This window comes from Streptomyces sp. NBC_01237, assembly GCF_035917275.1.
Lineage (GTDB): Bacteria > Actinomycetota > Actinomycetes > Streptomycetales > Streptomycetaceae > Streptomyces.
The window spans coordinates 733,722-757,484 of sequence record NZ_CP108509.1 but is presented as its reverse complement, the minus strand read 5'-3'; the positions used below and the strand labels follow the sequence as shown (position 1 = coordinate 757,484).

Sequence of the window (23,763 nt, the reverse complement as noted above, 5' to 3'; positions counted from 1 at the left end):
CGCCCACTCACCGAACGAAGCGACGCCCCACGGGACAGCCCTTACTGATCGTTTCAGAATGAGGTCCGGAGTCGCCTCAAGCAGATGATGCTGCAGGCGAGTTGGAGTAGTCCGAGGTGGAGGTCGGCTCGTATCTCGTAACGGATGCGGAGTCTTTTGAACTGGTGGAGCCAGGCGAAGGTGCGCTCGACGACCCACCGGGTCTTGCCCAGTCCTGAGCCGTGCGGGGTGCCGCGGCGGGCGATCTTGGGTGTGATCCCACGTGCGCGGACGAGACGGCGGTATTTGTCGTAGTCGTACCCGCGGTCGGCGAACAGTCGCCGGGGCCGGTGGCGTGGCCGGCCGCGCAGTCCGCGAATGTGGGGTATGGCGTCCAGCAGGGGCATGAGCTGGGTGACGTCGTGGCGGTTGCCGCTGGTCGGAGAGACGGCGAGCGGAGTTCCGTGCCGGTCGACGATCAAGTGGTGCTTGCTGCCGGGCCGGGCCCGGTCGACCGGCGAAGGTCCGGTGTGAGCCCCCCTTTGAGGGCTCTGACGTGCGAGCCGCCGATCGAGGCGTCGTCCATCTCCAGCAGGCCCTCTTTACGTAGTTCCGCCAGGAGAACCTCGTGCAGGCGGGGCCATACGCCGGCTTCGGTCCAGTCCCGCAGGCGCCGCCAGGCCGTCACCCCACTGCAGCCCACCAGCTCCGCGGGAACGTCCCGCCAGCTCACACTCTTGCGCAGCACGTAAACGATGCCCCGCAGAGCAGCACGGTCATCGGCCGGCAGCCGCCCGGGATACCGGTGCCGCCGAGGCGAACGAACCGGAAGCAGCGGAGCTACGCGTTCCCACAGGTCATCAGGCACAAGGTCAGCAGACACCCACCAGATCCTGCCGACCCAACGCCCAACTGCCAAGCCACTAAACCGATCTCATTCTGAAACGATCAGTTAGTGGTCGCCTCCGGAGGTCCTTCGGGGGTTGACTCCGGAGGCGGCGTCGTGTGGGGCTGGTCAGATGTGTCGGGGGCTGCGAGGTAGAGGGCGCAGGCGCAGTCCGGAGGGTGGCGCCTTTGGGGCCGGGGGTCCTCAGACGGGGCGCTTGGCCATGATGACCACGCCCGGCCCGGTTTGCTCATCCGCGGGGAGCCGGAGTTCGGCGACCGGGTGCAGTCCGGCCTGCTCGATCAGGTCCGCGAGCTGTTCCGGCCGCCACTTGTGCGTGGTCCAGCGAACGGGCACTCCTCCGTAGGCCTCGGTGCGCACCGCGTCCTCGTCGCCGACGTGTGTGGCGGCGATGAAGTGCCCGCCCGGCTTCAGGGCGTGCGCGAAATGGGCGAGGACCTGTGGAAGGACATCGCGGGGGAGGTTGAACAGTGACCACCACCCGAGGAGGCCGCCGAGGGAGGCTTCACCGAGGTCGAGCTCGGTGGCGGAGGCGACGCTGAAGCGGCATTGCGGATGAAGACGGCGTGCGTTCTCGATCATGCGGGGAGAGAGGTCTACCCCGGATACGTCGAGTCCGCGTTCGGCGAGGTAGCCGGTCACCGTGCCGGGGCCGCAACCGACGTCGAGGACGGGCCCGAGCTCGCCCACGGTGTCGGCGAAGGCGTCGATCGACGCCTTGAGCCAGGGATGGCGACGGATGTCACCCATGCCCGTCGTCACCACCATGTGGGCGTAGTTGTCGGCCACCTGGTCATAGGACTCACGGACGACGTCGAGATCGGCTGGGCGGTCAATATGGTGTGCGCGCATCAGCCAACAATAGGACGGTGGCCTTGTGGAATCCGGGGGCGTGGGTATGACGGTCATCCTGCCCGACAAGTCCCGCCACGGGCACGGGAGACTGCGGTACCGGTGATCCACTTCTCCCGATCGGCCTGCCGGCCATGCCTGTTGCCCTCGCCCGTCCGATCGTCCTGACCAACGCCGAACGTGAGCGGTTGAAGAAGGCGGCCTACGGTCACAAGACCGCGTACCAGGCCCGGCAGCGGGCCGCGATCGTGCTTCACGCGGCCCGCGGGCGCCCCAATGCGCACATTGCCCGCGAGACGGGCCTGCACCTGGACACCGTGCGGACCTGGCGCAACCGCTTCGCCGACGGCCGGCTGCCGGCCCTGGCCGACCGCAGGCGCTCGGGGCGCCCGGCCCGTTTCACCCCCGTGCAGGTCGCCGAGGCCAAGGCCCTGGCCTGCCAGCTCCCGGCCGAGACCGGGGCCCCGTTGTCGCGCTGGTCGTGCCCGGAGCTGGCCACCGACCTGACCGCGCGCCAGATCACCGGCAGCATCTCCGCGTCCACGGTGCGCCGCTGGTTGCGCCAGGACGCGCTCAAGTCCTGGCAGTACCGGTCCTGGATCTTCATCCGCGACACGGACTTCCGCGCCGGGGCCCAGCGGGTCCTGGACCTGTACGCCCGCACCTTCGAAGGCGAACCCCTCGGCACGGACGAGTACGTCGTCTCCAGCGACGAGAAGACCTCGGTCCAGGCCCGCTGCAGCTGCCACCCGACCCTGGCCCCGGGCCAGGCCAGGGCGATGCGCGTCAATCACGAGTACGGCCGCGGCGGTGCCGTGGCCTACCTGGCCGCCTACGACGTCCACCAGGCCCAAGTGCTCGGCCGCTGCGAACCGCGCACCGGCATCGCCCCGTTCATGAGCCTGGTCGTCCAGGTCATGACACAGGAACCCTACGCCAGCGCCAGGCGTGTCTTCCGGGTCGTCGACAACGGCTCTTCCCACCGCGGCAAGAGGGCCGCCGAACGGCTGACGGCGGCGTTCCCCAACGCCGTCATGGTCCACACCCCCGTGCACGCCTCCTGGTTGAACCAGGTGGAGATCTACTTCTCCGTGGTGCAGCGCAAGGTCGTCTCACCCAACGACTTCACCGACCTGACCCAGGTCGGGGACCGGCTCCGAGCATTCGAAGACCGCTACAACGCCACGGCACAGCCGTTCCAGTGGAGGTTCACCACCTCCGACCTGGACGATCTGCTGGCCCGACTCGACCGGCACACACCCGCCGACCGACACCAAGAATCCTCCGTCGCCCTGGCAGCCTGATCAACCCCCGAAGGACTTCCGGAACGGACCACTTAGTCCCTGACCTTGAGGAAGCGCATCCGGGTTGCGCCATTGCTGTCGGTGCCACCGGCCTCGGCGTTGGAGATCTTGCCGCCGGTGAGGACGAACATCAGGTGCAGGCGGACCCTCCGGGGGCCGGAAGTGACCGCGTACTCGGTCATGATGTGTGTGGTTCCGCCTTGCTGCTCCTGGCTCGCCGCGTTGATCGCCGCGATCTGGGTGAAGCTCGTCAGCAGGGTGTCCGTGGTCTCGTCCCTGAGCCAGCCGATGATGTAGCCGCTGCCGCCCGTGGCGGAACCGAGCGCGTACCGTACATCGCTGTCGATGTGGTACACCCCGGCTTCCGGGAGCACGATGTCGGACTCGGGGATCGGTACGTCGGTACCGGCCCGGGCCAGGAGGTTGGCGTGCTGGCGCTCGGAGTTGAGGAACCCGCTCACCGGTGTGAGTCGGGCGCCGATCTTCCACCTTTCGGGGCAGCCGGGCGTGCCGGTGACGTCGATGTCCACCGACCGTTCGCCACTGCTGTTGCCGCCAGGAGCGATACCCGTCAGGTCGATCCGCGGCACGAGTAGTCCACCGGTCGTGTTCCTCGCGGCATTGCAGGGGGACGGGTCCAGAGCAGGAGTGTCGGGTGCGTACAGACACCCGTCGCTGCCCCGGGTGATGGCGTTTCCCCGGTCGGTGGAGAGGCACGGAGGGCGGGCGGCGGCACATCCGTCCTGGCAGGAGGCGACCGGGATGACCGGCGGGACCGCGGCGTAGGGAGTCGTCGAGCCGTCGAGGGTGTCGGTCGTGCAGGTGACCGTGCCGTCGCAGTTGCGGCAGGTCGTACGGAGGAACGGCCTGCCGCAGCCCGGGGCGGACGCCTGGACGGTCAGGACGAAGCTGTCGACGGTCCACTGCTTGGGGCCGACCCGGCAGGCGTCGTCGTTGCCTGTTTCCAGGTTGAGCTCGACGACGATCTTTCCCGCGAGGACGTCCGCGACGGACACGGTGGTCGCTGGGATGACGCCGTTGTCGTCACCCCCCGCCGGCAGATCGGGTGGGCCCAGGAGGTCGGTGCGGATCGGGGTCGTGCCGTTCCACAGGGCGAAGCGGCCGTAGAGCCGGCAGGCCGCGTTCCTGCCGTCGTTGTGGACATGGACCGAGGCGCTGACCGTGACGCTGGTGGGGTTGCCCCGCAGTGACGCAGGGTCGATGTGCACGACACCGGCGAGCCAGGTGTGCTGGCCGTTGTGCGTCCCGTCGTCGGCCGGGAACGTGCCCGTCCCGCTGTTCAGGATGGTCTGGGCGACGACTGGGTCCAGCGCGGCATGGGTGTTGGCGATGGTGTAGTACGGCGTCGGGTCGGTGCTGCTCGCGGTCGCTGCCACCCGGTACGGCGCGGAGTCGCGCAGTGGGGTCGTCTCGCAGTGCTCGCACGGCTTGGAGCCGGGACAAGCGACGGGGGGACAGGCCGGTTTGGAGGGCTGACAGCCGCCGATGGCAATGGGGGACTGCCCGCAGCCGCATCCACTCATGGGTCAACTCCTCTTGTGGGGTGGAGTGGTGGCAGTGGCGGTGTGCGCCTTGCCACTGTGGCGCCGTTGGTGCACGAGGGGTTTGGTGTGTCGGCTCGGCGGCCGAAGCGTTGAAAGCCGAGCTGGGGCAGGTCCGTTGAGAGATACCGACGGACCTGAAGTCGGTCGAGCGACAGGGGAGCGGAGGAAGGCCGTCCGGGGGACCGCGCTCGCAGGGCCTTGGCTGACATGACGTCGATCGTCATCCAGCGATGTGTTGCCGCAGCCGGTCATGTCCTTGAGGTGAGGAACAGAAGCGGCCGCGTCGCCCCTCTTCGCGATTCTGCGGCTGGTACTGGGCACACCGCGTCGGGTGCTCGGACACAGGAACTGAAGCCCAGTCACTTGGCTTCTTCGTTGCCATCCCCAATGTACTATCCCGTGATCTGTCGGGCATTACCCCGTTAGGGTGGCCGATTTCACCGTCGAGGGGGTCGAGTGCCCACATTTCTGCCGACGTACGAGCAGGGGGTGTATGGCCGACCGGGCGCCGCTGCCCCCGGGCCTCGATGCCGAAGAGGGCGACCGGTGGATTCCAGGTGCAGCGGGTCCCGTGCCTCGCAGTGCCGCGGCAGGCTCCCCGGGGCCGGAAGGCATCCGTAGTTGTCGGGAACCGGCACCGGTAGAGTGACCGTCCGAACCACGGGAGGGCACTGGTGCGGACGCTGACAGGGATACGGAGACGGACTGGGGCGTTCAGGGCCCGAGCGGGCGCGGCGCTGGCGGTCCTCGTGCTGCTCGGCAGCGCCGGAACGAGTGCCGCGGCCGGCCCGAGCACCGCGTCGAGCGCCACAGCCACCACCGCTCCCACCGCTCGATTCGCCGAAGGCACCACCCAGCCCGAGCGCCTGGCCGGGGAACTGCGCAGGAATCCGGTCTACGTATCGGCCGACCGTCCCCGTAGGCTGCCGCGCTCGCTCGCCCCGGACATCGCCGCCCTCGCCGAACGCACCGGCGTGCCCACCTATGTGCTGGCGTTGCCTGCGGGCGACGACACGCTGCTCGCCCTGGTGCACGACCGGCTGGGCGAGGACGGACTGTACGTGCTGATCGGCGACCACAGCAGCATCTCTGCCTCCGCGTTCGGCGTCGACGTCCCGGTCGAGGAGGCCCGCCGTATCGCCCTGTACGGGACCCCGTACGGGGCCGCTCCACTCGCCGCGTTCGAGTCCTTCGTCGACGCGATCGCCTCCGGCCGCGACCGGGCCGCAGCCGACGCGGACGCGCTGTTCGACCGCTATCACAAGGACGGCAAGCCCGACCTGTACATCAGCTCCACCGACCGGCACAACCAGAACCTGCTGCTCGGCCTGGCCGTGGTGGTGATCCCCGGCCTGGTACTGGCCCTCGGTATCCGGCTCTCCCGGCGCCGCTCGCAGTCGGCCGGGAACAAGAAGTCCGCCGCCCCGGTCGAGACTCCGGCCGTCACCTTGGCCAAGGGTCCGGCAAAGGCCGCCGGCAAGGCAGCGGCGAATCCGAAGGCTCCGGCCCGCACCACCTGGTTCGCTGCCCGGCGACGCGGTGTGCTGCCCGTGACGACAGTGGCGGCGGTGGCTGCCGCGGTCGCTGTGGTGCTGGCCGGTCCCACCGTCTTCCCGCAGACCGTCGACAGGCCCGACCTCACCGTCACCCGGGGCGACCTGGACGCCAGGGTGGAGGAGGTCGCCGCGGGGCTCGCCGCCGGACCGGTCTACCAGGACCCGTCCACCGCGGACGTGCTGGCCGGTGCCGACCTGCCCGCGATCCGGCAGCGGATCGCCGATCTCGTGCCCAAGGGCCCGGTGCACGTACTGGTCACGACGACGGACGGCGATGACGAGAGTGGGGGCGACAGGAGCGTCCTGCTCGCCCGGGTGCATGAACGCACCGGCCGGAACGGCGTCTATGTGCTGATCGACCCGGTGTCCGGCCGGATCGACCTGGACACCTTCGGGACCGACCAGGACGCCGCGCGCCGCTTCAGGGATCTGCCGTCCAGCGTTCTGTATCCGGAGTACCGCAGCGACGGCGACCTCCGGGTGGTGCCGCGCCTCAACCGGACCCTGGACGCCGTTGCCGCAGCCAGGCCGAGCAAGGGCGACGACCCCGCGGACCGCGATGCCGGACTTCCCCCATTGCGCGACAACCGGCTGCCCGGCCTGTTCACCAGCGACTTCGGGCCCGGGATCATGCTCGGCACGATGCTGCTGGGCGTGCTGCTGCCGCTCGCCTGGCTGGGGATCGTCCTCACCCGGGCCGTGCTGCGTTCCCTCCGCACCCGCGCGTCGGACCCCTCGCCGTCGCACGCCGGACCTCGGCATGCCACTGCGCTGCCGTCCGTCCGGCAGTTGCGCGCCTGGGCTGCCGCCGATGTCCGCGAGCTCAGCGGGAGGCTGGCGGCCGCCGGCCAGGAAGCGCCCGGCCGCGCCCGCGCCTGGGACTGCCTGGACGCCGCCGAGCTGCTGGCCGGCTCCGGTGACGGATGTCCTGACGAGGCCGCCGAGGCCGGGCGCCTGGCCGCTGTCCTCGTGCTCGCCCAGGCCGGACTCGCCGCTCTTCGGGGACACCTCCACCCCACCCTCTGCCGGCTCAACCCGTTGCATGGCGAGGCCACCGGCGGCAGGGTCCCGGGGTGGCTCGTCGACCTCGACGTCGGCCCTCGGTCCGCGCAGTTGTGCCCCGCGTGCCGGGACGCCCTCCGCAGGAGCGGCGCCGACCGCAGCGCCTCAGGCCCGGCCACCCGCGAACGGGAGGTCACCGAACGGCTGCTGCGCCTGCCCGCGGCGGACAGCCGCACCCGCACCGCCTGGGACGAGGCCGGACAGGTCCTTCCGGCTGCCCGTGAAGGGCTTGACACACTCATCCTCAGGGCCAGGGAGTCCGCCAGTGTCCAGTGAACATCTGACCTGTGACCGCCCGTCCGGCACTTCCCGCCGCTCCGCCGCCCGGCTGCTCACCGCTCTGTTGATGGCCTGCACGGCACTGCTCGGCACCGGCGCCGCGGCCCGGGCGGAGACCGCGGGGACCGGGCCGACCGCGTCGACGATCGCCGAGGCGCTGGCCGACAGCCCGGTCTACGTAGACCCCTCCTACGAGGCCGCCGTCAACTCTGCCCAGCAGGACGCCCTGGTCGACCAGATCGCCACGACCGGCCTTCCGATCAAGGTGGTGCTGGTGCCGTTGAAGAAGGGCGACGCGTTCGACGGCAACGACCGCGCGCTCGCCTCGGTGATCAAGGAACGGCTGGGGCAGCAACAGCTGATCCTGATCACCACCGACAAGTACGGGAAGTCGCTCACCGGCACCGAATGGCCCACTGACGCGCACCAGACTCGTGACGCCGCCGCGGCCGTCGGCTTCCTCAAGGAGCTCAACGACGCCGGACTGGCCGCCCGGGTCGGCAAGGCCGTGGAACTGATCAACACCGGCAACGGCACCGAGGTCTACAAGGCTGAGACCGCCAGGATCGACAAGGAGTACTCAGCCCGGCCCATGCTCGACGAGAACCCGTCCGGCTCCTCTTCCGGCGGTGGTCCGGGCACCTGGCTCGCGGTTGCCGCGGTACTGATACTCGCCGTCGCCGGTACTGCCCTCCTGGTGCGCCGCCGCTCGCCCCGGCACACCGCCTTCACCTTCCCTGACGCCGTATTCGCCGCCGAGCAGGCTGCCGACGAGGCAGGGCTGCGCCGACAGGCCTCCGCCGGGATACTCGCTCTCGGCGAGGCGGTTGAGCACGCCGACGGCGCCGCCACTCCGGGCCTGAGCCGGGCCCTGGACGCCTACGATGCGGCCGGCCGGGTGCTGGACGCTGCACAGGGCATGCCCGATCTGGTCGGAGTACTGGCCCTGGTCGCCGAGGGCCGCTCCGCCCTGGCCACGGACCCCGGACTTCCGTTGTGCTTCTTCGACCCTCGGCACGGCCGCGCCGTTCGCCGGACCAGCTGGCGTCCGCTCGGGCGCCGGGAGCGGGTCGACGTCGCGGTCTGCGAGGACTGCGGTCAGGCCCTGCACGCCCGCCGCTCGCCGCAGGTGCTGGCGGTCCGCGACCAGGGCCGCACCATTCCCTACTTCGAGGTGGCCCCCGAACGCAGCCTGTGGGCGGCCACCGGTTACGGATCCCTGTTGTCCGGCCCCGACGACACGCTTGCCGCCCGAGTCGGCACCGGTGAGTTCAGCCGCGCCCGGCAGCGTTCCGCGGGCCGGGGCGCGGCCGGGGAGTGAGCCCGGCATGCCGCTCTGCCGGCGCTACCGGCGGTGCACCCTTCTGACCGGCCAGGATGTCGGTCCGGCGCGCTGAATGTGGGGAGTTGGCCCGCCTATGGTCCGGATCCTGCTTGGGACTGGGGCTGCGTCGTACCGGTGCTCGGACGCCGGTGATGGATTGTCACGCGGAGACCGGTGCCGGGACATCACGATCACGGGGGACGCGCCGGAGGCCGGCGAGCACATGCGCGGCCATCTCGCGCATGTGCGGACCCTGTGGCCGGCGCGGAAGCGGGAAGCCGGCCACGCGTCCTCGGCCCTCCGGCGCGGACCCCGCTGACACGGGGCCCGTCCCGCACGACCGGCTGTGCCGACCGGTCGGGGCGCCCACGGACCGGACGGTCAGGACCGTGCCCCCGGCGTTCCCCCCTTCCGCCGGTAGGCCGCGACGGCGACCACCAGGTCCTGCCAGGCCATCCCGCACGTCTTCACGACCAGCGGGCGGTCGGCCGGGGCTACGGCCCGCGAGGCGATCAGGTCCGTCATGGTCACCAGCGAGTCCGGGAGGAGTGAGCCCTCGTGCATGGCCATCACGACATCGCCCGCCTCGCGGAGGGCGGTCTCCCGGCTCTCCACGACGACCGTCGCACGGCCCATCAGCGCGCCGTCGAGTTCCCGCACGTCCGGTTCGTGCGAGCCGACCGCCAGCACCACCGCACCGTCGCGCACCAGCCGTCCGTCGAACACCGGTTCGCGGGCGGAGGTCGCGGTGACGACGACATCCGCGCGAGATACCGGAGCAGCCGTCTCCGCGCCGTCCGCCGTCGTGTGCCGGTCCGCCCAGCCGGGAACGGGTCCCCCGCGCCGGGTGACGACCGTGACATCGGCCACCGGGACGTGGGCCCGGACGGTGGCGACGTGCCCCTCGCCCTGGGGGCCCGCACCGAAGACCACCAGACGAAGTCCCCCGCGGGCGTCCGCGAGCGCGCGCAGCCGGTCCAGACAGGCCGCGACCGAGACGGCCGGGGTCCGCAGGGTCGTCAGCGCCACCCCGTCCAGGATCGCCACCGGGGTCAGGGTCTCGCTGTCGTGCAGCAGATACGTGGCGTTGATGCGCCGCAGCCCGCGCGCGGCGTTGCCCGGCGCGACGGTCGCGATCTTCACACCGAACCAGCCGCCGGATTCCGAGGGCATGAGCAGCCCCTGACCATGTGCCAGCGGAACGATCGCACGCGGCACGCCCCCGTCCGGGTCGAGCCCCCCGACCAGCGCTTCCCGGACTGAGGCGACCGCGCCGACCGGTCCGAGCGCGAGCACGTCCTTCTCGTCGAGCATCGTCGTCATCGCAGCACGAACCCCGGCAGGAGGGTGTCGTCGGGGTCGACGGTGAAACGGCAGGTCCCGGTGGCGTACGCCGTGCCCGTCACGGCCGGTACGACCGCGGGGAGGCCGTGGGCAGTGGTCAGGCGGGCGATCCTGGCGTGGAAGACCGATCCCACCACCGACTCGTGCAGAAGTTCGTCGCCGGGCCGCAGTTCCCTGGCATCGGCGAGCAGCGCGACCCGTGCGGCGGTGCCCGAGCCGCACGGGGAGCGGTCGACCTGACCGTCCGCGAACACGGTGACATTGCGGTGGTGCAACCGCCGGGTGCCATCGGGCCGGTGGGCCGGTGGGCCGGCCTCCTCGGTGAACACCGTCCCGTAGACGCCGGACAGCCGCGGGTCCTCCGGATGTCCGGCCGCGCCGGCCGCGTTCAGCGCGTCGCGGATCTCGCGGCCCGCCGCGACGAGCACGGGAATGTCCTCCGGCCGGACCCGGAGGCCGAAGCGCGCGGCCGGAAGCACCGCGTACATGGCGCCGCCGAAGGCGATGTCGACGGCGACGGGTCCGTGCGAGGTCGTCACCTCCACGCCGCGCGCGTGCACGTAACCGGGGACATTGATGAACGTCACGTCCGCGACCCGGCCGCCGGCGGTGCGTACGCACGCCGTGACGCGACCGGAGGGTACGTCGATCACGACGTCCGTCGTTCCGTCGGCGGACGCCGGGACCAGGCCCGAGGCGACCGCCCATGCCCCGAGGGCGATCGTGCCGTGGCCGCAGGCCGTGGAGAAGCCGTCCTTGTGCCAGAAGAGGGCTCCGAGGTGGGCACCGGCGTCGTCCGGCGGCACCAGGAAGGCCCCGTACATGTCGGCGTGGCCGCGCGGTTCGCCGCACAGCAGGGCCCGCGTCCACTGGACCTCGTCGCTGGCCATGGCGGCCGTACGCCGTTCGGCGACGGTGAGCCCGGGCTGAGTCACGGCCGGTGGAGCCTGCGGCACGATCCGGAACGGTTCGCCCCCGGTATGCCACTCCACCGTCTCGACCGGTTCGGTGCGCAGCGGTCCGCGCGTCTGCGCCGTCGCTGTCGGATGTTCCACCCGCCTGCTCCCTTCCGGTGTGCCGACCACCGTCGGACTCTCCCATGTCACTTGGTCATCCTCCCTGATGTGTCTCTGCGTGTTGTGGGCCGGTCCGCCGTGCGGCGGCCGGGCATAGGGGCACGGCGGGCCGGACGCCGATCGGGCGGTGGGCCCGCCGCACGGGCCCCTCGGCCGGGTTCACACGGTGAACCCGGCCGGGAAGGAGGCTGTGGCATCGAGCAGGTGCTGCCTGGTACCGGCCGGTGGAGCGGGAGCCGATGAAGGACCCGTGGACGACGCCCTGCCCGGTCGTAGGCAGCCCCCGTGCGTGCGGCGGTGCCATCCGTGCGCTGGTTCCCGTCCCGCACGGCGAGCGGTCGAGCCGGACCACCCGGGCCCGTACCGCCGAAGCGCTCCGCCGCCCCCGGGCCGGGGGCGGCGGAGCTGCCCGACCGGTCTCCCGGTCGGGCCGACGGGTCAGGAGGTCTTGCAGGCGCCCGCCGCGCAGTCGATCAGCCACTGATCGAACTCGGAGTCGTAGGCTCCGCCGATGGAACGGGTCAGGAGGTCGCGCGCGCCCGGCCAGTCACCGCTGCGGTAGTAGCGGAGCAGGTTGTCCACCTCGCCGGGGTGACGCTCGATCATGAAACGGACGGCCAGGTAGCCCCAGCGATAGGTCCGGTCCTGGTTGCTGTTGGCATAGGTGGTGTCGAACAGCGTGCTCAGCCGGTACGTGCGCTTGCCGGCCTCGGTGATCGCCGCTTCGTTGGTCTGCTTGAGGTAGGAGTAGGAGACGTACTCGGCGAAGCCCTCGACCCACCAGACGGTCGGGGTCGTCATGCCGTCCTCGAAGTCGCCGTACATGTTGTACCGGCCGTCGAGGTAGTGGGTGTACTCGTGGTTGAGGTTCCAGATGGCGAACTCGGGCTTCTGCCACTCCGCCTCGTAGGCGATGAAGCGCGGCTGGTTGCCCTCCACCGAGGGGTCGCCCTCCAGGTACATGCCGCCGTTGTTGGTGTCGATGCCGTAGATGATCCCGGCGTAGGTCCGGTAGTCGTTGCTGGAGTCGAAGGCGGTGACCTCGATGGTCTCGTTGCGGTCGTCCTTCACGGGGCCGCTGTCGCGCGCCACGCTGTGGAAGAAGGCGTTCTGTTCGGTCATGCTGCGACACGCCTCGGCCAGCTGCTCGGCGGTGATCTCCTGGGCCTTGACGGTGATGCCGCCTCCGCAGTCGTGCCGCACGGGCAGCACCGCCTCGGTCAGCCGCTCCTTGAGGTTGCAGGTGCCGTACTCCTCGCACCTCTCCTTGTCGTAGGCGTCGGTCATCTCGGCGACGCCCACCCACAGCGGCGCGGTGGGGCCGGTGATCTGCGACTTGGCGAGCAGGTCCTTGGCCAGCGGAGCGGCCTTCTCGCGCAGGCTGTCGTGCTGGAGGAAACGGCCCAGCTCGCGACCGGCGTTGTAGACGAGGAACGACTTGTCGCTGCCGAGCGTGTCGATGTGGTCCACGGCGAACTTGGTGACGCTGTCCAGCACGCTCGGGTCCTGCTCCACCGCGGTGACGAACTCCGGCACCTGGTGCCCGCGGAAGAGCACCGTGAAGACGCCGTTGACCGCGTTGACCATCCAGTAGGAGTCGTTGTAGCTCTCGTCGTAGTCGGCCAGCAGCCGCTTGACGACGGACAGGTAACGGGCGTTCTCCTGGGCGCTGTCGACCAGGATGACCGCCTCGGAAAGAGTCTCGCCGTTGGCGTCGGTGACGTCCTGCGAGCGCGGGGCGGCGAAGAAGGCGTCCAGGCCGCCCTGGATCGCGGACTTCAGTGTGCCGCCGTACGGGCCCACGTCGTCCGGGTGGTACCACTGCACGAAGTAGCCCGCGCGCAGGAACAGCACCAGCTGAGGCATCCCGGTGGAACTGTCGCCGGGGTAGTCGGCAGAACCCGCCCGGAGTGCCTGGGCGACGGTGGCCATCTGCTCCTCGCGGAAGGCCCCGCGCGCGTCGCCGCCGGTGAGGTTGAACAGTGTGTTGACGCAGTCGGTGGCAGACTCCTTGATCTTCCGGACCAGTGCGTCGCCGGTGTTCTGGGTGAAGTCACCGATCTGGCAGTCGGCTGCCCGGACTCCGCTCTTGCGCCCGAGTTGCGAGGGGCGCGAATGCAGGGACTTCCGGGCCTGCGGCCGGCTGTAGTCGGTGCGCTGCGCGGACTGGTCGGCGCTGAGCGGCGGACGGTCGGAGGCGGTGGAGGCGCGCCGGCCCGCGTGCGCCGCCGCGGCCGGTGCCGTGTCCAGCTGGGCCCGCGGGCTGTCCGGGTCGGAACCGAGGATGCTGAGCTGCGTCCCGGCGGCCGTGGGGGCACCCGCCGGACCGGAGGAGGAGGAGGAGGAGGAGGAGGAGGAGGAGGAGGACGGGGTCGCGGCGGCGAGACCCGGGGCGGCGAGGAGACCGCCTCCCAGGCTCAGGGCCAGGGCCAGGGCGGCCAGAGGAGCAGCCAGGCGCCGGTGCGCCCTGCGCGCGTCACGGCGCGCTGAAGATATTCGCATGTTCGCTCTTCCATGGGGGGAATCGACGGGCCCATACCACGAGTTGGCATGTGCATGCCCGCTGTGCAATGTACAATTTCACATGCCACACTGCACTGGGAAGGCCCCTGCACCGGGAATTCACCGGGGATTTCCCGGAGCCGTGCTGTCGAGCCGGGGGCGGCCGTGGTCCCGCATCCGTCACGCCGGGGGGCGTGACGGATGCGGCCCCGTACTACCGCCCCGGCGTACTGCCGCGCACCACCGGTTCCGCGGGAAGCAGCAGCCCGCTCGTCGGGGCTGCGGCAGGGTCCTCGACGGTGGTGATCAGCTGGTCGACGAGGACACGGGCTATGGCCGCGAGGGGCAGACGTGCGCTGGTGAGGGAGGGCTGGAGCAGCGTGCAGAGGGGCATGTCGTTGAAGCCGGTGACGGCGACATCGCCGCCGATGGTGAGGCCTGCGGCGCGGACGGCCTGGTAGGCGGTCAGGGCCAGCCAGTCGCTTGCGCAGACCAGGGCGGTCGGGCGGTCGGGTCCGGTCAGAAGACGCCGGACGGCGTGGGAAAGTGCGGCCGGTTCGTCGTCGGGGACGCTGACCTCGAACGCGCCGTCGGGGGCGGCGGCCGCGGCCCGCAGAAAGCCGGCCCTGCGGTCGGCGAGCCAGGGCAGGGACGCGGCGGAGTTGATGTAACAGATACGACGGTGCCCCTGGTCGAGCAGGAGTCCGACCAGGGCGGCGGTGGCGGCGGTGGAGTCGATATCCACCCAGTTCTGGGGGCGGCCGGGCGCGGTACGGCCGAAGGCGGCGAACGGGAAGCCGGCCTCGGTGAGCACATCCACCCGGGGGTCGTCGTGGACGACGTCGGACAGGACGAACCCGTCGACCTGGCGGGCAGCGATCAGGCCGTTGAAGGACTTGGCCACCGCCCCCGAGCCCTGCCGGGGGTCGGAGCGGAACACCAGGATGCGGTGGCCGACGGCGTCGGCCGCGGTCACCAGTGCCTGGAGGAAGCCGCTCATCAGGGGGTTGGGGTCGGCGGGGTTGTCCGCGGGGGCGGGATAGCCGATGACCTTGCGGGTGCCGGTGCGCAGGCTGCGGGCGGACTGGTCGGGCTGGTAGCCGAGTTCGTCGATGGCGGCGGTGACCCGGGCGAGGGTGGTGGCGCGCAGCCGGTGGGGGGCGTTGAGGGCGTTCGAGACGGTCTGCCGGGAGACTCCGGCCGAGCGTGCGACGTCCTCGATGGTCACCTGTCGAGCGGTCATCGTTCCTCTGTGGTCGGCGGGCTGGGACTACGGATGGCCGCCCCAGCCCGCAGTCGTCAGCGCTCGCGGGTCAGGGTGAGCAGGCCGCCGGTCGGCACGGTCACCGGGTTCACCCCGGCGACGAGGTCGAGCACGGTCTCGGACAGGATCTCACCACGGCAGTCCTGGACGCGGGCGAGGGCCTGTTCCGGTCGGGTGGCGGTCAGGAGCACCACGGGGTCGCCGTCCGCGTTGGCGACGAGCAGGGTCTGCGGGCCGTCCGCCGCGTGCCGGTCCGGGAGGGCGACGGGCAGCGGCGCGTAGCGGGCGACCACGGTGGTGTGGCGGTCGTGGGCGCGGACCAGGGGGTAGCCGAGGTCCGGTCGCACGGGCTCCAGGACGCCGAGTTGGAGGACATCGGCGTACCGGCGGAAGACGCCGAGCCAGAAGCGCAGGGCGGCGAGCCGGTCAGGGCTCTGGGCGGCCAGGTCGACGGAGATCTGCGGCACCGAGAACAGGGCGTTGACGAGGTGGACGGCGATGGACTCGGGCGTCTCGGCGGAGTTCCACGTGATCATGTCGGCGTGGACGGCGAGCGGGCCGGCGGTGAGCCGGCAGTCGACGGTGCGCTGGCGGTTCTCCGCGGGGCTGAGCGGGCAGTCGGTGGCGCGGACCATGGTGGCGTACGGCCACAGCCCCGCGCTGACGTAGGGCTGGCGGTGCTCGACGATCACGTCCGGCCGGGTGCGGCGCAGCCGGGTGTCGAGGTCGGCGAGCAGTTGGAGCACACCCTCGTGGACGGCGGTGCGATCCGCCCCGGCCGGGGCGGGCGGGGGGTCGGCGACGGCGAAGCGGTCGATGAAATCGAGTTTCACACCGTCCATGCCCCACTCCTCGACGGAGCGGGAGATCTTCTCGATCAGGTACGCCCGGACCTCGGGGTGGCGGGGGTCGAGCACGGCCGCGTCCAGACGGGGCTCCTCGCGCAGGACCATGTCCTTGAAGCGGCCCCAGGCGTCGTTGTGCCGGCCGATGAACGGCACCGCGTACCAGAGGAGATAGGCGACGCCGAGCCGGTGGACCTCGGCGACATGGGCCGAGGGGTCGGGGAAGGCCTCCGGGTTGGGCTCCCAGTCACCGCAGTGGCCGTAGCCGCGGGCGCGGTCGGCGGTCTGCCAGCCGTCGTCGACGATGATGCTCCCGCAGCCCAGGGCCACGGCGAGGGCGGCCTGGCGTTCGACGGCCTCGGTGTCGACGTTCTGGTGGAGGCTGTACCAGGTGGAGTAGGCGGGCATCCGGGCGGCCGGGGCGACGCCGGGGTGGTCCAGGCCCTCGGCCCACCAGGCGGTGACAGCCTGGAGAGTGGCGGCGAAGTGGCGGCCGCTGAGGTCGATCCGCAGCCGCAGCGGCGGCCCGTCGGGAGTGAGGTCCTGCTCCACGGTGAAGGCGAACTCACCGCTCTCCTCCACCACACCGGCGCCGACACGCACGGGTGCGGAGGTCTCCCCTGCGGCGGCGGTGCACAGCGCGCGGTCATCGGCGCCGATCAGGCTGGCGACGGGGGCGCCCAGGGCGAGTGAGACGGTCCGGGGGGCCACCCAGGACGGCGGCAGCCAGCGGGAGGCATTGGTGTCCGGTGTCCAGTAGGCGGTGGCCCCGACGCAGGGTATCCGCCATTCGGCACGGACGGCCGCCGGGACCGGCGCCGTGACCTCGATCATGGCCACGCCGTCGCCGACCGGGGTGACAGAGGTCTCCAGCCGGTCGCAGCCGAGCCCGGTGAGGTGGACGGTGAGCGGCAGGCCGGCGCCGTGGAGCAGCCCGGTGGCGAGCTGCCGGTGGACGACGGCGCCGGGGGTCGCGTCGGCCGGCGTGTTGGGGCGCCAGATCTGGACCGGCTGCTGCGGAACCGCGGGTACTTCGGTGGTCACGGTGCTCACTCCTTGGTGGCCCCGGCCAGCAGGCCGGAGATGAACTGGCGTTGCAGGACGAGGAAGAGGGCCATCACGGGGATGGCGGCGATGGCGGCGGCGAGCAGGACCTGCGCGTAGTTGGTGGTCACAAGGCCCTGCAGGGTGGCGGTGGCCACTGGCAGCGTGTACATGTCGGGGCTGCGCAACGCGATCAGCGGCCAGACGAACTGGTTCCATCCGCCGAGAAAGACGAACAGCGCGAGCGCGGCGATGACGGGCCGGTTGACCGGGATGACGATCCGCCACAGCACCCGCAGTTCGCCGGCGCCGTCGACGCGGGCCGCGTCCAGGAGTTCGTCGGGCATGGAGCGCAGTGACTGCCGCATCAGGAAGATGCCGAACGGGGTGACCAGGCCGGGCAGGATGACGGACTGGTAGGAGTCGATCAGACCCAGCTTCATCATCATCTCGAAGATCGGGATGAGCATCACCGTGTCGGGGAGTACGAGGGTGCTGAGCAGCAGGACGAAGAACAGATTGCGCCCGCGGAACTCGAATTTGGCGAAGGCGTAGCCCGCGAGGACCGAGACCACGACCGCGCCGGCCGTCTGAACACCCGCCACCAGCGCGGTGTTGAACAGGACGCGGGTGAGCCCGATGGAATCCTGGAGCCCCTGGAGGTTCTCCATGAGGTGACCGCCGGGCAGCAGCTTCGGCGGCCAGGAGAACACGTCGCTGTTCTCCTGTGTGGCGGCCATGGCGAGCCAGTAGAACGGAGCGACGCAGAGCCCGAAGGCGCCCGCGAGGAGCAGGGTGAGGAGGGGACTGTGGCGCTTCACTTGCGTTCCCCCATCAGCCGGACCTGCAGGAGACCGAGCACGGCCACGATCAGCGCGAGCGCGTAGGCGAGAGCAGAGGCGTAGCCGAAGTCGAAGTATTTGAAGCCGTTGTTGTACAGGTACATGGTGACCGTCAAGGTGGAGTTGTCGGGGCCGCCGCCGGTGAGGACGTACGGCTCGTCGAAGAGTTGCAGGGTGCCGATGGTGGAGAGCACCACGGTGAGGAGCAGGATCGGGCGCAGCTGGGGAACGGTGATGGAGACGAAGCGGCGGATCGGTCCCGCGCCGTCGACCTTCGCGGCCTCGTACAGCTCCTGGGGGATGCCCTGCAGGCCGGCGAGGTAGATCACCGCGTTGTAGCCGGTGTAGTGCCAGGTGATGACGAGCACGACGCCGATGCGGGCCCAGAAGGGGCTGCCGAGCCAGTTCACCCGGTCGATGCCGAACAGGGAGAGGACCCAGTTCAGCAGTCCGGCGTCGCGGTTGAGGATCACGGAGAACATCACACCGGCGGCGACCAGGCCGGTCAGCGAGGGGACGAAGACGCCGAGCCGCCAGAGCGGGCGCAGCCAGACCTTGGTGGAGTTGAGGCCGAGCGCGACGAGCAGGGCGAGGCCGAGCATCAGCGGCACCTGGACGACCAGGATCAGAGCCGTGTTCTTCAGCGCGGTCCAGAACAGCGGGTCGTGCAGCAGGCGCTGGTAGTTGTCGAGCCCGGTGAAGTGCCGGTCGGCGCCGTTGCCGGTGGTGAGGCTGATCCAGAGCGAGGCGACGATGGGGTACGCCTTGAAGATCGCGAAGCCCAGTACGGCAGGCATGATCAGCAGGTACGGGACGGAGGTGGGGGTCAGCAGTCGGCGGCGTCCCGTACGTGTGCGGCCGGTCTGATCGATGGTGCCGCGGCCGGCCGGGGCGGCGGCGGGAGCGTGTTCGGACGGAGCGAGGGACATGAGGTCAGGCCGCCAGCTTCCGGCCGGTCTGCTGGGCAAGCTGCTCTGCGGCCTTCCGGAGGGCATCGGCCGGGTCGGCGCCCTTGATCAGCACCTGGCTCTGCGCGTCGCTGGCGAACTTGAGGGCGCGGGCGTAATCGCCGGTGAAGTTGCTGGCCCGGGCAGGGGCGGAGAGCGATTCGACGAACGGTTTCAGCACCTTCTGGCCACCGTAGAAGGGGTGCGGCGCGCTGAATCGCGGGTCGTCGTACGCCGCGTCGAGGGCGGGGAAGACGCCGCCGGAGGCGAACATCCGGTTGATCTGGGCGGGCTGGGTGAGCGCGTACTCGATGAACCGCCAGGCGGCCCTGCGGCGCGTGCTGGACCCGGCGACGGCCAGGTAGGTGGAGTTGACGATGGCGTTGCGCTTGCCCCTGGGAACGGCGGCGGGCGGCTGCATGGAGCGCCACTTCCCCTTCTGCTCGGGGAAAGTGGAGGCCAGATACTCCACGGCCCAGGCCGCTTCCGCGTAGGTGGCGAGCTTCCCCTGGCCGAGCAGGCGCTTCTCGGTGCCCTGGCCCGCGGTGTCGGCGATCAGGCCGGCGTCGTTGAGCCGCTTGATGATGGTGAGGGCCTTGACCGCGGCGGGGGAGGCGAGCGTGATCCTCCCTGCCCGGTCGAAGTAGAAGGCGTCCTGGAGTTGCATCAGGTTCTGGAAGAAGTCCATGTCCTGGGTGGCGCCGGTCTTGTCGAGCCCGAGCAGCCGGACTCCGGTGGCGTCGAGGATCTTCGACCCGGCGGTGGTCATCCCGTTCCAGTCGCTGATGCCGTCGGGGTCGACCCCGGCCTTCTCGAAGTGGTCGTGGCGATAGAAGAGACCGAGAGGGTTGACCTCCCACGGGAGGGCGTGGGCAGCCTTGTCCGTGCCGATGACAGTCGGCCACAGCCCCTTGGCGAAGGCGTCCTGGTACTTGTCGGCCCCGAACTCGGACAGGTCGGCGATGCCGTCGGGGAACTTGTCCAGGTAACTGGGCAGGTAGTCGACGCCGATGTGCAGGACGTCGGCAAGGCCCTTGCCGCCCGAGGCGAGGCCGACGGTGATCTTGTCCCAGATGGCCGGGTTGCCGACGTCCTGGACGTCGACCTTGATGCCGGGGTTGTCCCGCTCGAAGGAGGGCACGACGCTGCGCAGGCCCTCGGCCGCGGTGGTCCAGCTCCAGACGACGATCCTGCCGCTGTCGCCGTCCCCTCCGGCGTTGCCCGAGCCGTTGTCGCCACAGGCGGCCAGGCCCAGTCCTGCGGCGGAGGCGGTGGCGAGCTGGAGCAGTCGGCGGCGGCTCAGTTGGTGGGACATGTCGACTCCTGGGAATGTGTCGTGCGGTGGGTGAGGGTGTGCAGCGCCTCGGCGAGCAGATCCGCCGCGGCGCCGGGGGTGGAGGTGTGGGGTGACAGCCGGATCCACTCGTCGCGGCGGGTGGTGATCAGGCCGGCCGCTTCGAGGGTGCGGTGGACGGTGGCGGGATCGTGGCCGGGCATGCGGAAGGTGCCGATTCCTGCGCGCTCGTGGGGGCCGAGTCCGTCCAGCAGGACCTCGGCGCCGGCCCGCCGTGCGCGGTCGAGCAGATCGGCGAGGGTGGCGCGGATACGGGTGCCGACGGCTGCCGGGCCGCCCTGGTCGAACAGGTCGTCGATGGCGGCACCGAGGGCCGCGGCGGCCGGGAAGTCCGGGTTGGTGGCGAGGTGGGCGGCGGCGCCGGGCAGCGGTGGCGCCGGATGCCGCGGCGCGAAGGGCTCCGTGACACCGGCCCAGCCGCCGAGCCCGGGTGCCAGGCGATCGGCACACCGGTCGCGGATCAACAACAGCGCGGCTCCCCAGCCGGCCCGCAGCCACTTCTGGCCGCCACTGACGAGGATGTCGGCGGCTTCCGCTTCGAGCGGTACGGCGCCCAGGCCCTGGATGGCGTCGACGATCAGCAGCCGGTCGGGCCCGAGGACTTCCTTGAGGGCGGCGAGCGGTGCCACATGCCCGGTGATCGAGTCGACGGCGCTGACAGTGAGGGCGTTGACATCGGGGGTGAGATGGCGACGCAGGAGGTCGGGGGTGATGTGCCGCGTCCCGGCCTCGCCGACGAGGCGGACGGCAGGGCCGCCGCGGTCGGCGAACCGGAGCCAGGGGTAGAGGTTGGCGGGAAACTCACCGCGGGGCACCAGGACGGTACCGGCGCCGTGGAGTGCGGCGGCCACGGCGAACAGGCCGTTGCTGGTGGACGGTGCGAGCGCGATCTCATGCGGACGGGCACCGAGCAGCCGGGCCGCCGAGGTCCGTGCGGCTTCGCCGAGGGCAAAGAGCCGATCGAGGTCAGCCGGGTCGAGACGGGTGGCCAGCGTGGTCGCGGTCGCGAGAGCGGCGACGGCCGGGCGGGAGAGCGGACCGACTCTGGCGTAGTCGAGGTAGCCCGCCATCGGTCCGCGACCGGGGGTCGCAGGGGTGGCGATCTCGACTGCACACGAAATTTGATCGTTCAAAATTGGCCCTAACAAAGCTTGATGCAGGTACTTCCAGCGATTTGAAGGTTCACATTAGGGAGATCGGATCGCCTCAGCAAGGGGTTCGGCGCAACTATTGCCCGGCGAGCCGTGCGGCAGCGCCCCGGGGGACAGCCGGCGGCGGGGCCGGCTCGGGTGCCGGGGAGCCGGCGCGTCGCAGCGGCGCCTCCAGGACGGGCACCGTCCTCGCGCCCGATCCCGCGATAGCGCTCGCGTCCCACACTCCCGACACGGCTGTCGGACCGATCCCCGGTACGTCCCTTTTCCGGCTGCCGCCGCCGTTCGTAGTCGTCAACTCCGCACCACGCAGGTCATGGCACGGGCTGTCCGGTCTCTACGCTGTCGCTTCCCACCACCCCAGGGAGGCGACATGCCGCTGTCAGCCCTGCCCGTACCGGTACTCCTCATCGGAGGCGGCGCCGGATCGGGGAAGACCACCGTGGCCACCGAGGTGGCCATGACCCGGCCCGGGACCCGGGTCGTCCACCTCGACCACTGCTTCCACACCGACCGCGGCCGGGCGCCCCTCGTCCCAGCGATCAACAGGCCCGGTCTCGTCATCAATTACAGCGACCCCGACTCCATCGACTGGGGTTGCGTCCAGGACTCCATGGATGCGGCGGTGTGCCCCGACACCCGGATCCTCGTGGTCGAGGGCACCTTCGCACTGTTGCCCGCCCTGACGTCCGTGGCTCGCTGGAGCATCTACGTCAACACCCCCGCCGACCTGCGCCTCGCGAGGAAGACTCTGCGGAAGATCAGCGACGGGGCGGACCCGGAGATCGGCCTGCGCGGATACCTGGCGCACGGCCGGGACGCGCACACCCGGCACGTCGCTCCGCTGCGGGAAGCCGCCGACCTGGTCCTGGACGGCACCCGGGCCGTCGGCCACCTGGTCCAACAGGTGCATGCGCTGCTGAATACGGCATGGAAGGCACCGGCGAACGGGTAACCCAGCCCGCTGACAGCGGGAGTCGGGGGTGTCACCTCCCCATGCCCGGAGCGTCGGAACATGTGCGCCGGTGACGACGGAGAAGTCAGGGACCCCGCGAACACCGGGCGTCCGGTCGGACGTTGAGCGGCATCGGAACGACGTCGTGCACGGTTGTCGCGTGGTGCGGAGGAGTGCGGCAGACGGAGCGCAGCCCCTTCGGGGCCGACCTCGTCCTGGAGTGAACCGGCCGCGTGCGGCGGGCACTCCGCAACCCATATGATTGCCCAGTGTGACGACTCGTATCCGTACCGTGCCGAATGTGGCCGCCGTGATCGCCACGGTGTTCCTCGCGCTGCCCCCGCCTTCCGCGTCCGCACACCAGTACCGGGCGGTCGTCCCGGCGCCCTGTGTCGGTGGCGAACGCGAACGCGCGGGCGAGTCCGCTGTCGATGACGGCGAGATCCGCTGGACGGAGAACACCCGCTACGACGGCCCGCGCAAGCATGCCCTCAAGGCATGGCAGTTCTCCGGTGCCACGATCGAGCTCCGCCCCGACTCCGCCGCCACCGTCAACGACCTCGAATTCCGCGACTACGACGGCGGTCGCGGAGACCGCGCGCCAGTGGCCCAGTACGTACGCGACTCAGGAACCGCGGCTACCGACCACATCAAGTTCAACCGCGGCAAGATGAAGGGGCGGAGCCGCGCCTATCAGAATTCCGCAGCTGCCCACGAACTCGGGCACGCCCTCGGCCTGTGCCACAAAGCCGACCGCTTCCTGTCGCTGATGTGGACCAACATCGCCATGCCTCCCGTCACCACCCCCCAGGCCGTCGACAAGGCCAACTACCGCAGGCTATGGAGCTGACATGCGCAAGCACGCCTGGATCACCGCCGTTTCCGCCGGCCTCGCCCTCACCGCGGCCGCCGGTACCTACGCAGCCCTGACCGACGGTGAGGTCACCGTCTCGTCCCTGTGTGCCCCGCTCGCCAGCACCCCTGAGTACGTCGCCGCACACGCCCCAACCGTCGTCATCGGCACGGTTACGGGCCCCACCCGCTACACCCCTGACACCGCAGACCCCGCGACAGGCGTCCAGGTCGTCACTCTGACTGTGGAGAAGACCCTCAAGGGCAGCACGCAGGACACCCTCACACTCGCCCAGTCCGTCACCCGTACCGCCCAGCACACCTACACCACCGACGAACCCGTATACCAGCCGCTCACCTCCGGACGGCGCTACGCCGTCGCCGTTCTCGACCAGGTGGAAAGCGGCGGCCGCTGGGTATGGGGTGCGGAGCGCGCGACCGGTGCGGCCGATGACGACCGATGGGCCGACGCCGTCGCTGCGAAGGTGGTCCTGCCGACCGGCACGTGCGACGACACCAGCACCATCACCTCCACACCCACGCCCTGAATCCGGCGCGCAATCGACAGCGTGCCTGCCCGGGAGCGGGACAGTGGGTGAAACGGCTGGCGGGAGGACCGGACCGCCGTCGGATATCGGCCGGATGGGGACGTGCCGACAGCCCCAGGGGAGTGGGCGGTGGCGGTTTCGGCCGGAGCGTGTGGCAATGCCCATCTGACGCGCAGCCTACGGAGCGGCAGGTCTTCCGTGTCCGCGTGCT

At 70.8% G+C, this 23,763-nt stretch carries 19 protein-coding genes; 6 read left to right on the top strand and 13 right to left on the bottom strand.

The features are described from left to right. Positions 1-53: 53 nt before the first annotated feature. Together OG251_RS39910 and OG251_RS39905 are read right to left on the bottom strand one after the other, a co-directional pair. Positions 54-862, bottom strand: a protein-coding gene (locus OG251_RS39910; protein WP_326682155.1) for an IS5 family transposase whose coding sequence is annotated in 2 segments (ribosomal slippage) — positions 54-523 and positions 523-862 — 810 coding nt in all. Because the reading frame shifts where the segments join, the coding sequence is not laid out codon by codon here. Between the two features lie 207 nt (positions 863-1,069). Beyond that, entirely contained in the window at positions 1,070-1,738 is a 669-nt protein-coding gene (locus OG251_RS39905) for a class I SAM-dependent DNA methyltransferase (protein ID WP_326682154.1), read from the bottom strand. A 134-nt stretch (positions 1,739-1,872) separates the two neighbouring features. Between OG251_RS39905 and OG251_RS39900 the strand changes: the two genes are divergently transcribed. Then, on the top strand, positions 1,873-3,042 hold the full coding sequence (locus tag OG251_RS39900) for an IS630 family transposase (RefSeq protein WP_326682153.1): 1,170 nt from the start codon (positions 1,873-1,875) through the stop codon (positions 3,040-3,042). A 32-nt stretch (positions 3,043-3,074) separates the two neighbouring features. Here the strand turns inward: OG251_RS39900 and OG251_RS39895 are convergent, their stop codons facing one another. Further along, positions 3,075-4,586, bottom strand: a complete 1,512-nt coding sequence (locus OG251_RS39895) for a hypothetical protein (RefSeq protein ID WP_326682152.1) — start codon at positions 4,584-4,586, stop codon at positions 3,075-3,077. Between the two features lie 695 nt (positions 4,587-5,281). Between OG251_RS39895 and OG251_RS39890 the strand changes: the two genes are divergently transcribed. Further along, complete coding sequence (locus OG251_RS39890; RefSeq protein WP_326682151.1) at positions 5,282-7,501, top strand: hypothetical protein; 2,220 nt, start codon at positions 5,282-5,284, stop codon at positions 7,499-7,501. Continuing rightward, positions 7,491-8,825, top strand: a complete 1,335-nt coding sequence (locus OG251_RS39885) for a hypothetical protein (RefSeq protein ID WP_326682150.1) — start codon at positions 7,491-7,493, stop codon at positions 8,823-8,825. The genes OG251_RS39890 and OG251_RS39885 overlap by 11 nt, the downstream gene beginning before the upstream one ends. 384 nt (positions 8,826-9,209) lie before the next feature. On the opposite strand, the gene OG251_RS39880 is transcribed toward OG251_RS39885, so the two are convergent. The 10 genes from OG251_RS39880 to OG251_RS39835 form a co-directional block, all read right to left on the bottom strand. Then, the gene (locus OG251_RS39880) at positions 9,210-10,151 is read right to left on the bottom strand and encodes an ornithine cyclodeaminase family protein (protein ID WP_326682149.1); all 942 of its coding nucleotides are present in this window, start codon (positions 10,149-10,151) and stop codon (positions 9,210-9,212) included. Beyond that, a complete protein-coding gene (locus OG251_RS39875; protein ID WP_326682148.1) occupies positions 10,148-11,227 on the bottom strand; it encodes a proline racemase family protein in 1,080 nt (359 codons plus the stop codon). The genes OG251_RS39880 and OG251_RS39875 overlap by 4 nt, the downstream gene beginning before the upstream one ends. Positions 11,228-11,282: 55 nt before the next feature. Next, complete coding sequence (locus OG251_RS45105) at positions 11,283-11,729, bottom strand: proline racemase family protein (protein ID WP_442818457.1); 447 nt, start codon at positions 11,727-11,729, stop codon at positions 11,283-11,285. After that, a complete protein-coding gene (locus OG251_RS39865) occupies positions 11,687-13,750 on the bottom strand; it encodes a collagenase (protein ID WP_326682147.1) in 2,064 nt (687 codons plus the stop codon). The genes OG251_RS45105 and OG251_RS39865 overlap by 43 nt, the downstream gene beginning before the upstream one ends. Positions 13,751-13,964: 214 nt before the next feature. Next, positions 13,965-14,993 (bottom strand): LacI family DNA-binding transcriptional regulator, encoded by a 1,029-nt coding sequence (locus tag OG251_RS39860; protein WP_326682146.1) that lies wholly within the window; start codon positions 14,991-14,993, stop codon positions 13,965-13,967. A gap of 56 nt (positions 14,994-15,049) precedes the next feature. Next, the gene (locus OG251_RS39855) at positions 15,050-16,903 is read right to left on the bottom strand and encodes a glycoside hydrolase family 36 protein (protein ID WP_326682145.1); all 1,854 of its coding nucleotides are present in this window, start codon (positions 16,901-16,903) and stop codon (positions 15,050-15,052) included. A 5-nt stretch (positions 16,904-16,908) separates the two neighbouring features. Next, positions 16,909-17,724, bottom strand: a complete 816-nt coding sequence (locus OG251_RS39850; protein WP_326682144.1) for a carbohydrate ABC transporter permease — start codon at positions 17,722-17,724, stop codon at positions 16,909-16,911. Beyond that, positions 17,721-18,674 carry a carbohydrate ABC transporter permease gene (locus tag OG251_RS39845; protein WP_326682143.1) on the bottom strand — a complete coding sequence of 318 codons (954 nt, stop codon included), beginning with the start codon at positions 18,672-18,674 and terminating at the stop codon, positions 17,721-17,723. Before OG251_RS39845 ends, OG251_RS39850 begins: the two co-directional genes overlap by 4 nt. A 4-nt stretch (positions 18,675-18,678) precedes the next feature. After that, positions 18,679-20,007, bottom strand: a complete 1,329-nt coding sequence (locus tag OG251_RS39840) for an extracellular solute-binding protein (protein WP_326682142.1) — start codon at positions 20,005-20,007, stop codon at positions 18,679-18,681. Beyond that, positions 19,992-21,116: an aminotransferase class V-fold PLP-dependent enzyme gene (locus OG251_RS39835; RefSeq protein WP_326682141.1), complete on the bottom strand. Its 1,125-nt coding sequence runs from the start codon at positions 21,114-21,116 to the stop codon at positions 19,992-19,994. Before OG251_RS39835 ends, OG251_RS39840 begins: the two co-directional genes overlap by 16 nt. A gap of 454 nt (positions 21,117-21,570) precedes the next feature. On the opposite strand from OG251_RS39835, the gene OG251_RS39830 reads away from it, so the two are divergent. The 3 genes from OG251_RS39830 (at position 21,571) to OG251_RS39820 (ending at position 23,552) form a co-directional block, all read left to right on the top strand. After that, a complete protein-coding gene (locus tag OG251_RS39830; protein ID WP_326682140.1) occupies positions 21,571-22,152 on the top strand; it encodes a uridine kinase family protein in 582 nt (193 codons plus the stop codon). A 271-nt stretch (positions 22,153-22,423) separates the two neighbouring features. Further along, positions 22,424-23,002, top strand: a complete 579-nt coding sequence (locus OG251_RS39825; RefSeq protein ID WP_326682139.1) for a hypothetical protein — start codon at positions 22,424-22,426, stop codon at positions 23,000-23,002. Between the two features lies 1 nt (position 23,003). Further along, complete coding sequence (locus OG251_RS39820) at positions 23,004-23,552, top strand: hypothetical protein (protein ID WP_326682138.1); 549 nt, start codon at positions 23,004-23,006, stop codon at positions 23,550-23,552. Positions 23,553-23,763 lie beyond the last annotated feature (211 nt).

Coding starts and splice junctions, on each gene's coding strand:
- OG251_RS39820 (WP_326682138.1), top strand. CDS start 23,004: ATGCGCAAGCACGCCTGGATCACCGCCGTTTCCGCCGGCCTCGCCCTC.
- OG251_RS39830 (WP_326682140.1), top strand. CDS start 21,571: ATGCCGCTGTCAGCCCTGCCCGTACCGGTACTCCTCATCGGAGGCGGC.
- OG251_RS39880 (WP_326682149.1), bottom strand. CDS start 10,151: ATGACGACGATGCTCGACGAGAAGGACGTGCTCGCGCTCGGACCGGTC.
- OG251_RS39865 (WP_326682147.1), bottom strand. CDS start 13,750: ATGCGAATATCTTCAGCGCGCCGTGACGCGCGCAGGGCGCACCGGCGC.
- OG251_RS39905 (WP_326682154.1), bottom strand. CDS start 1,738: ATGCGCGCACACCATATTGACCGCCCAGCCGATCTCGACGTCGTCCGT.
- OG251_RS39835 (WP_326682141.1), bottom strand. CDS start 21,116: ATGGCGGGCTACCTCGACTACGCCAGAGTCGGTCCGCTCTCCCGCCCG.
- OG251_RS39840 (WP_326682142.1), bottom strand. CDS start 20,007: ATGTCCCACCAACTGAGCCGCCGCCGACTGCTCCAGCTCGCCACCGCC.
- OG251_RS39895 (WP_326682152.1), bottom strand. CDS start 4,586: ATGAGTGGATGCGGCTGCGGGCAGTCCCCCATTGCCATCGGCGGCTGT.
- OG251_RS39860 (WP_326682146.1), bottom strand. CDS start 14,993: ATGACCGCTCGACAGGTGACCATCGAGGACGTCGCACGCTCGGCCGGA.
- OG251_RS39900 (WP_326682153.1), top strand. CDS start 1,873: ATGCCTGTTGCCCTCGCCCGTCCGATCGTCCTGACCAACGCCGAACGT.
- OG251_RS39845 (WP_326682143.1), bottom strand. CDS start 18,674: ATGTCCCTCGCTCCGTCCGAACACGCTCCCGCCGCCGCCCCGGCCGGC.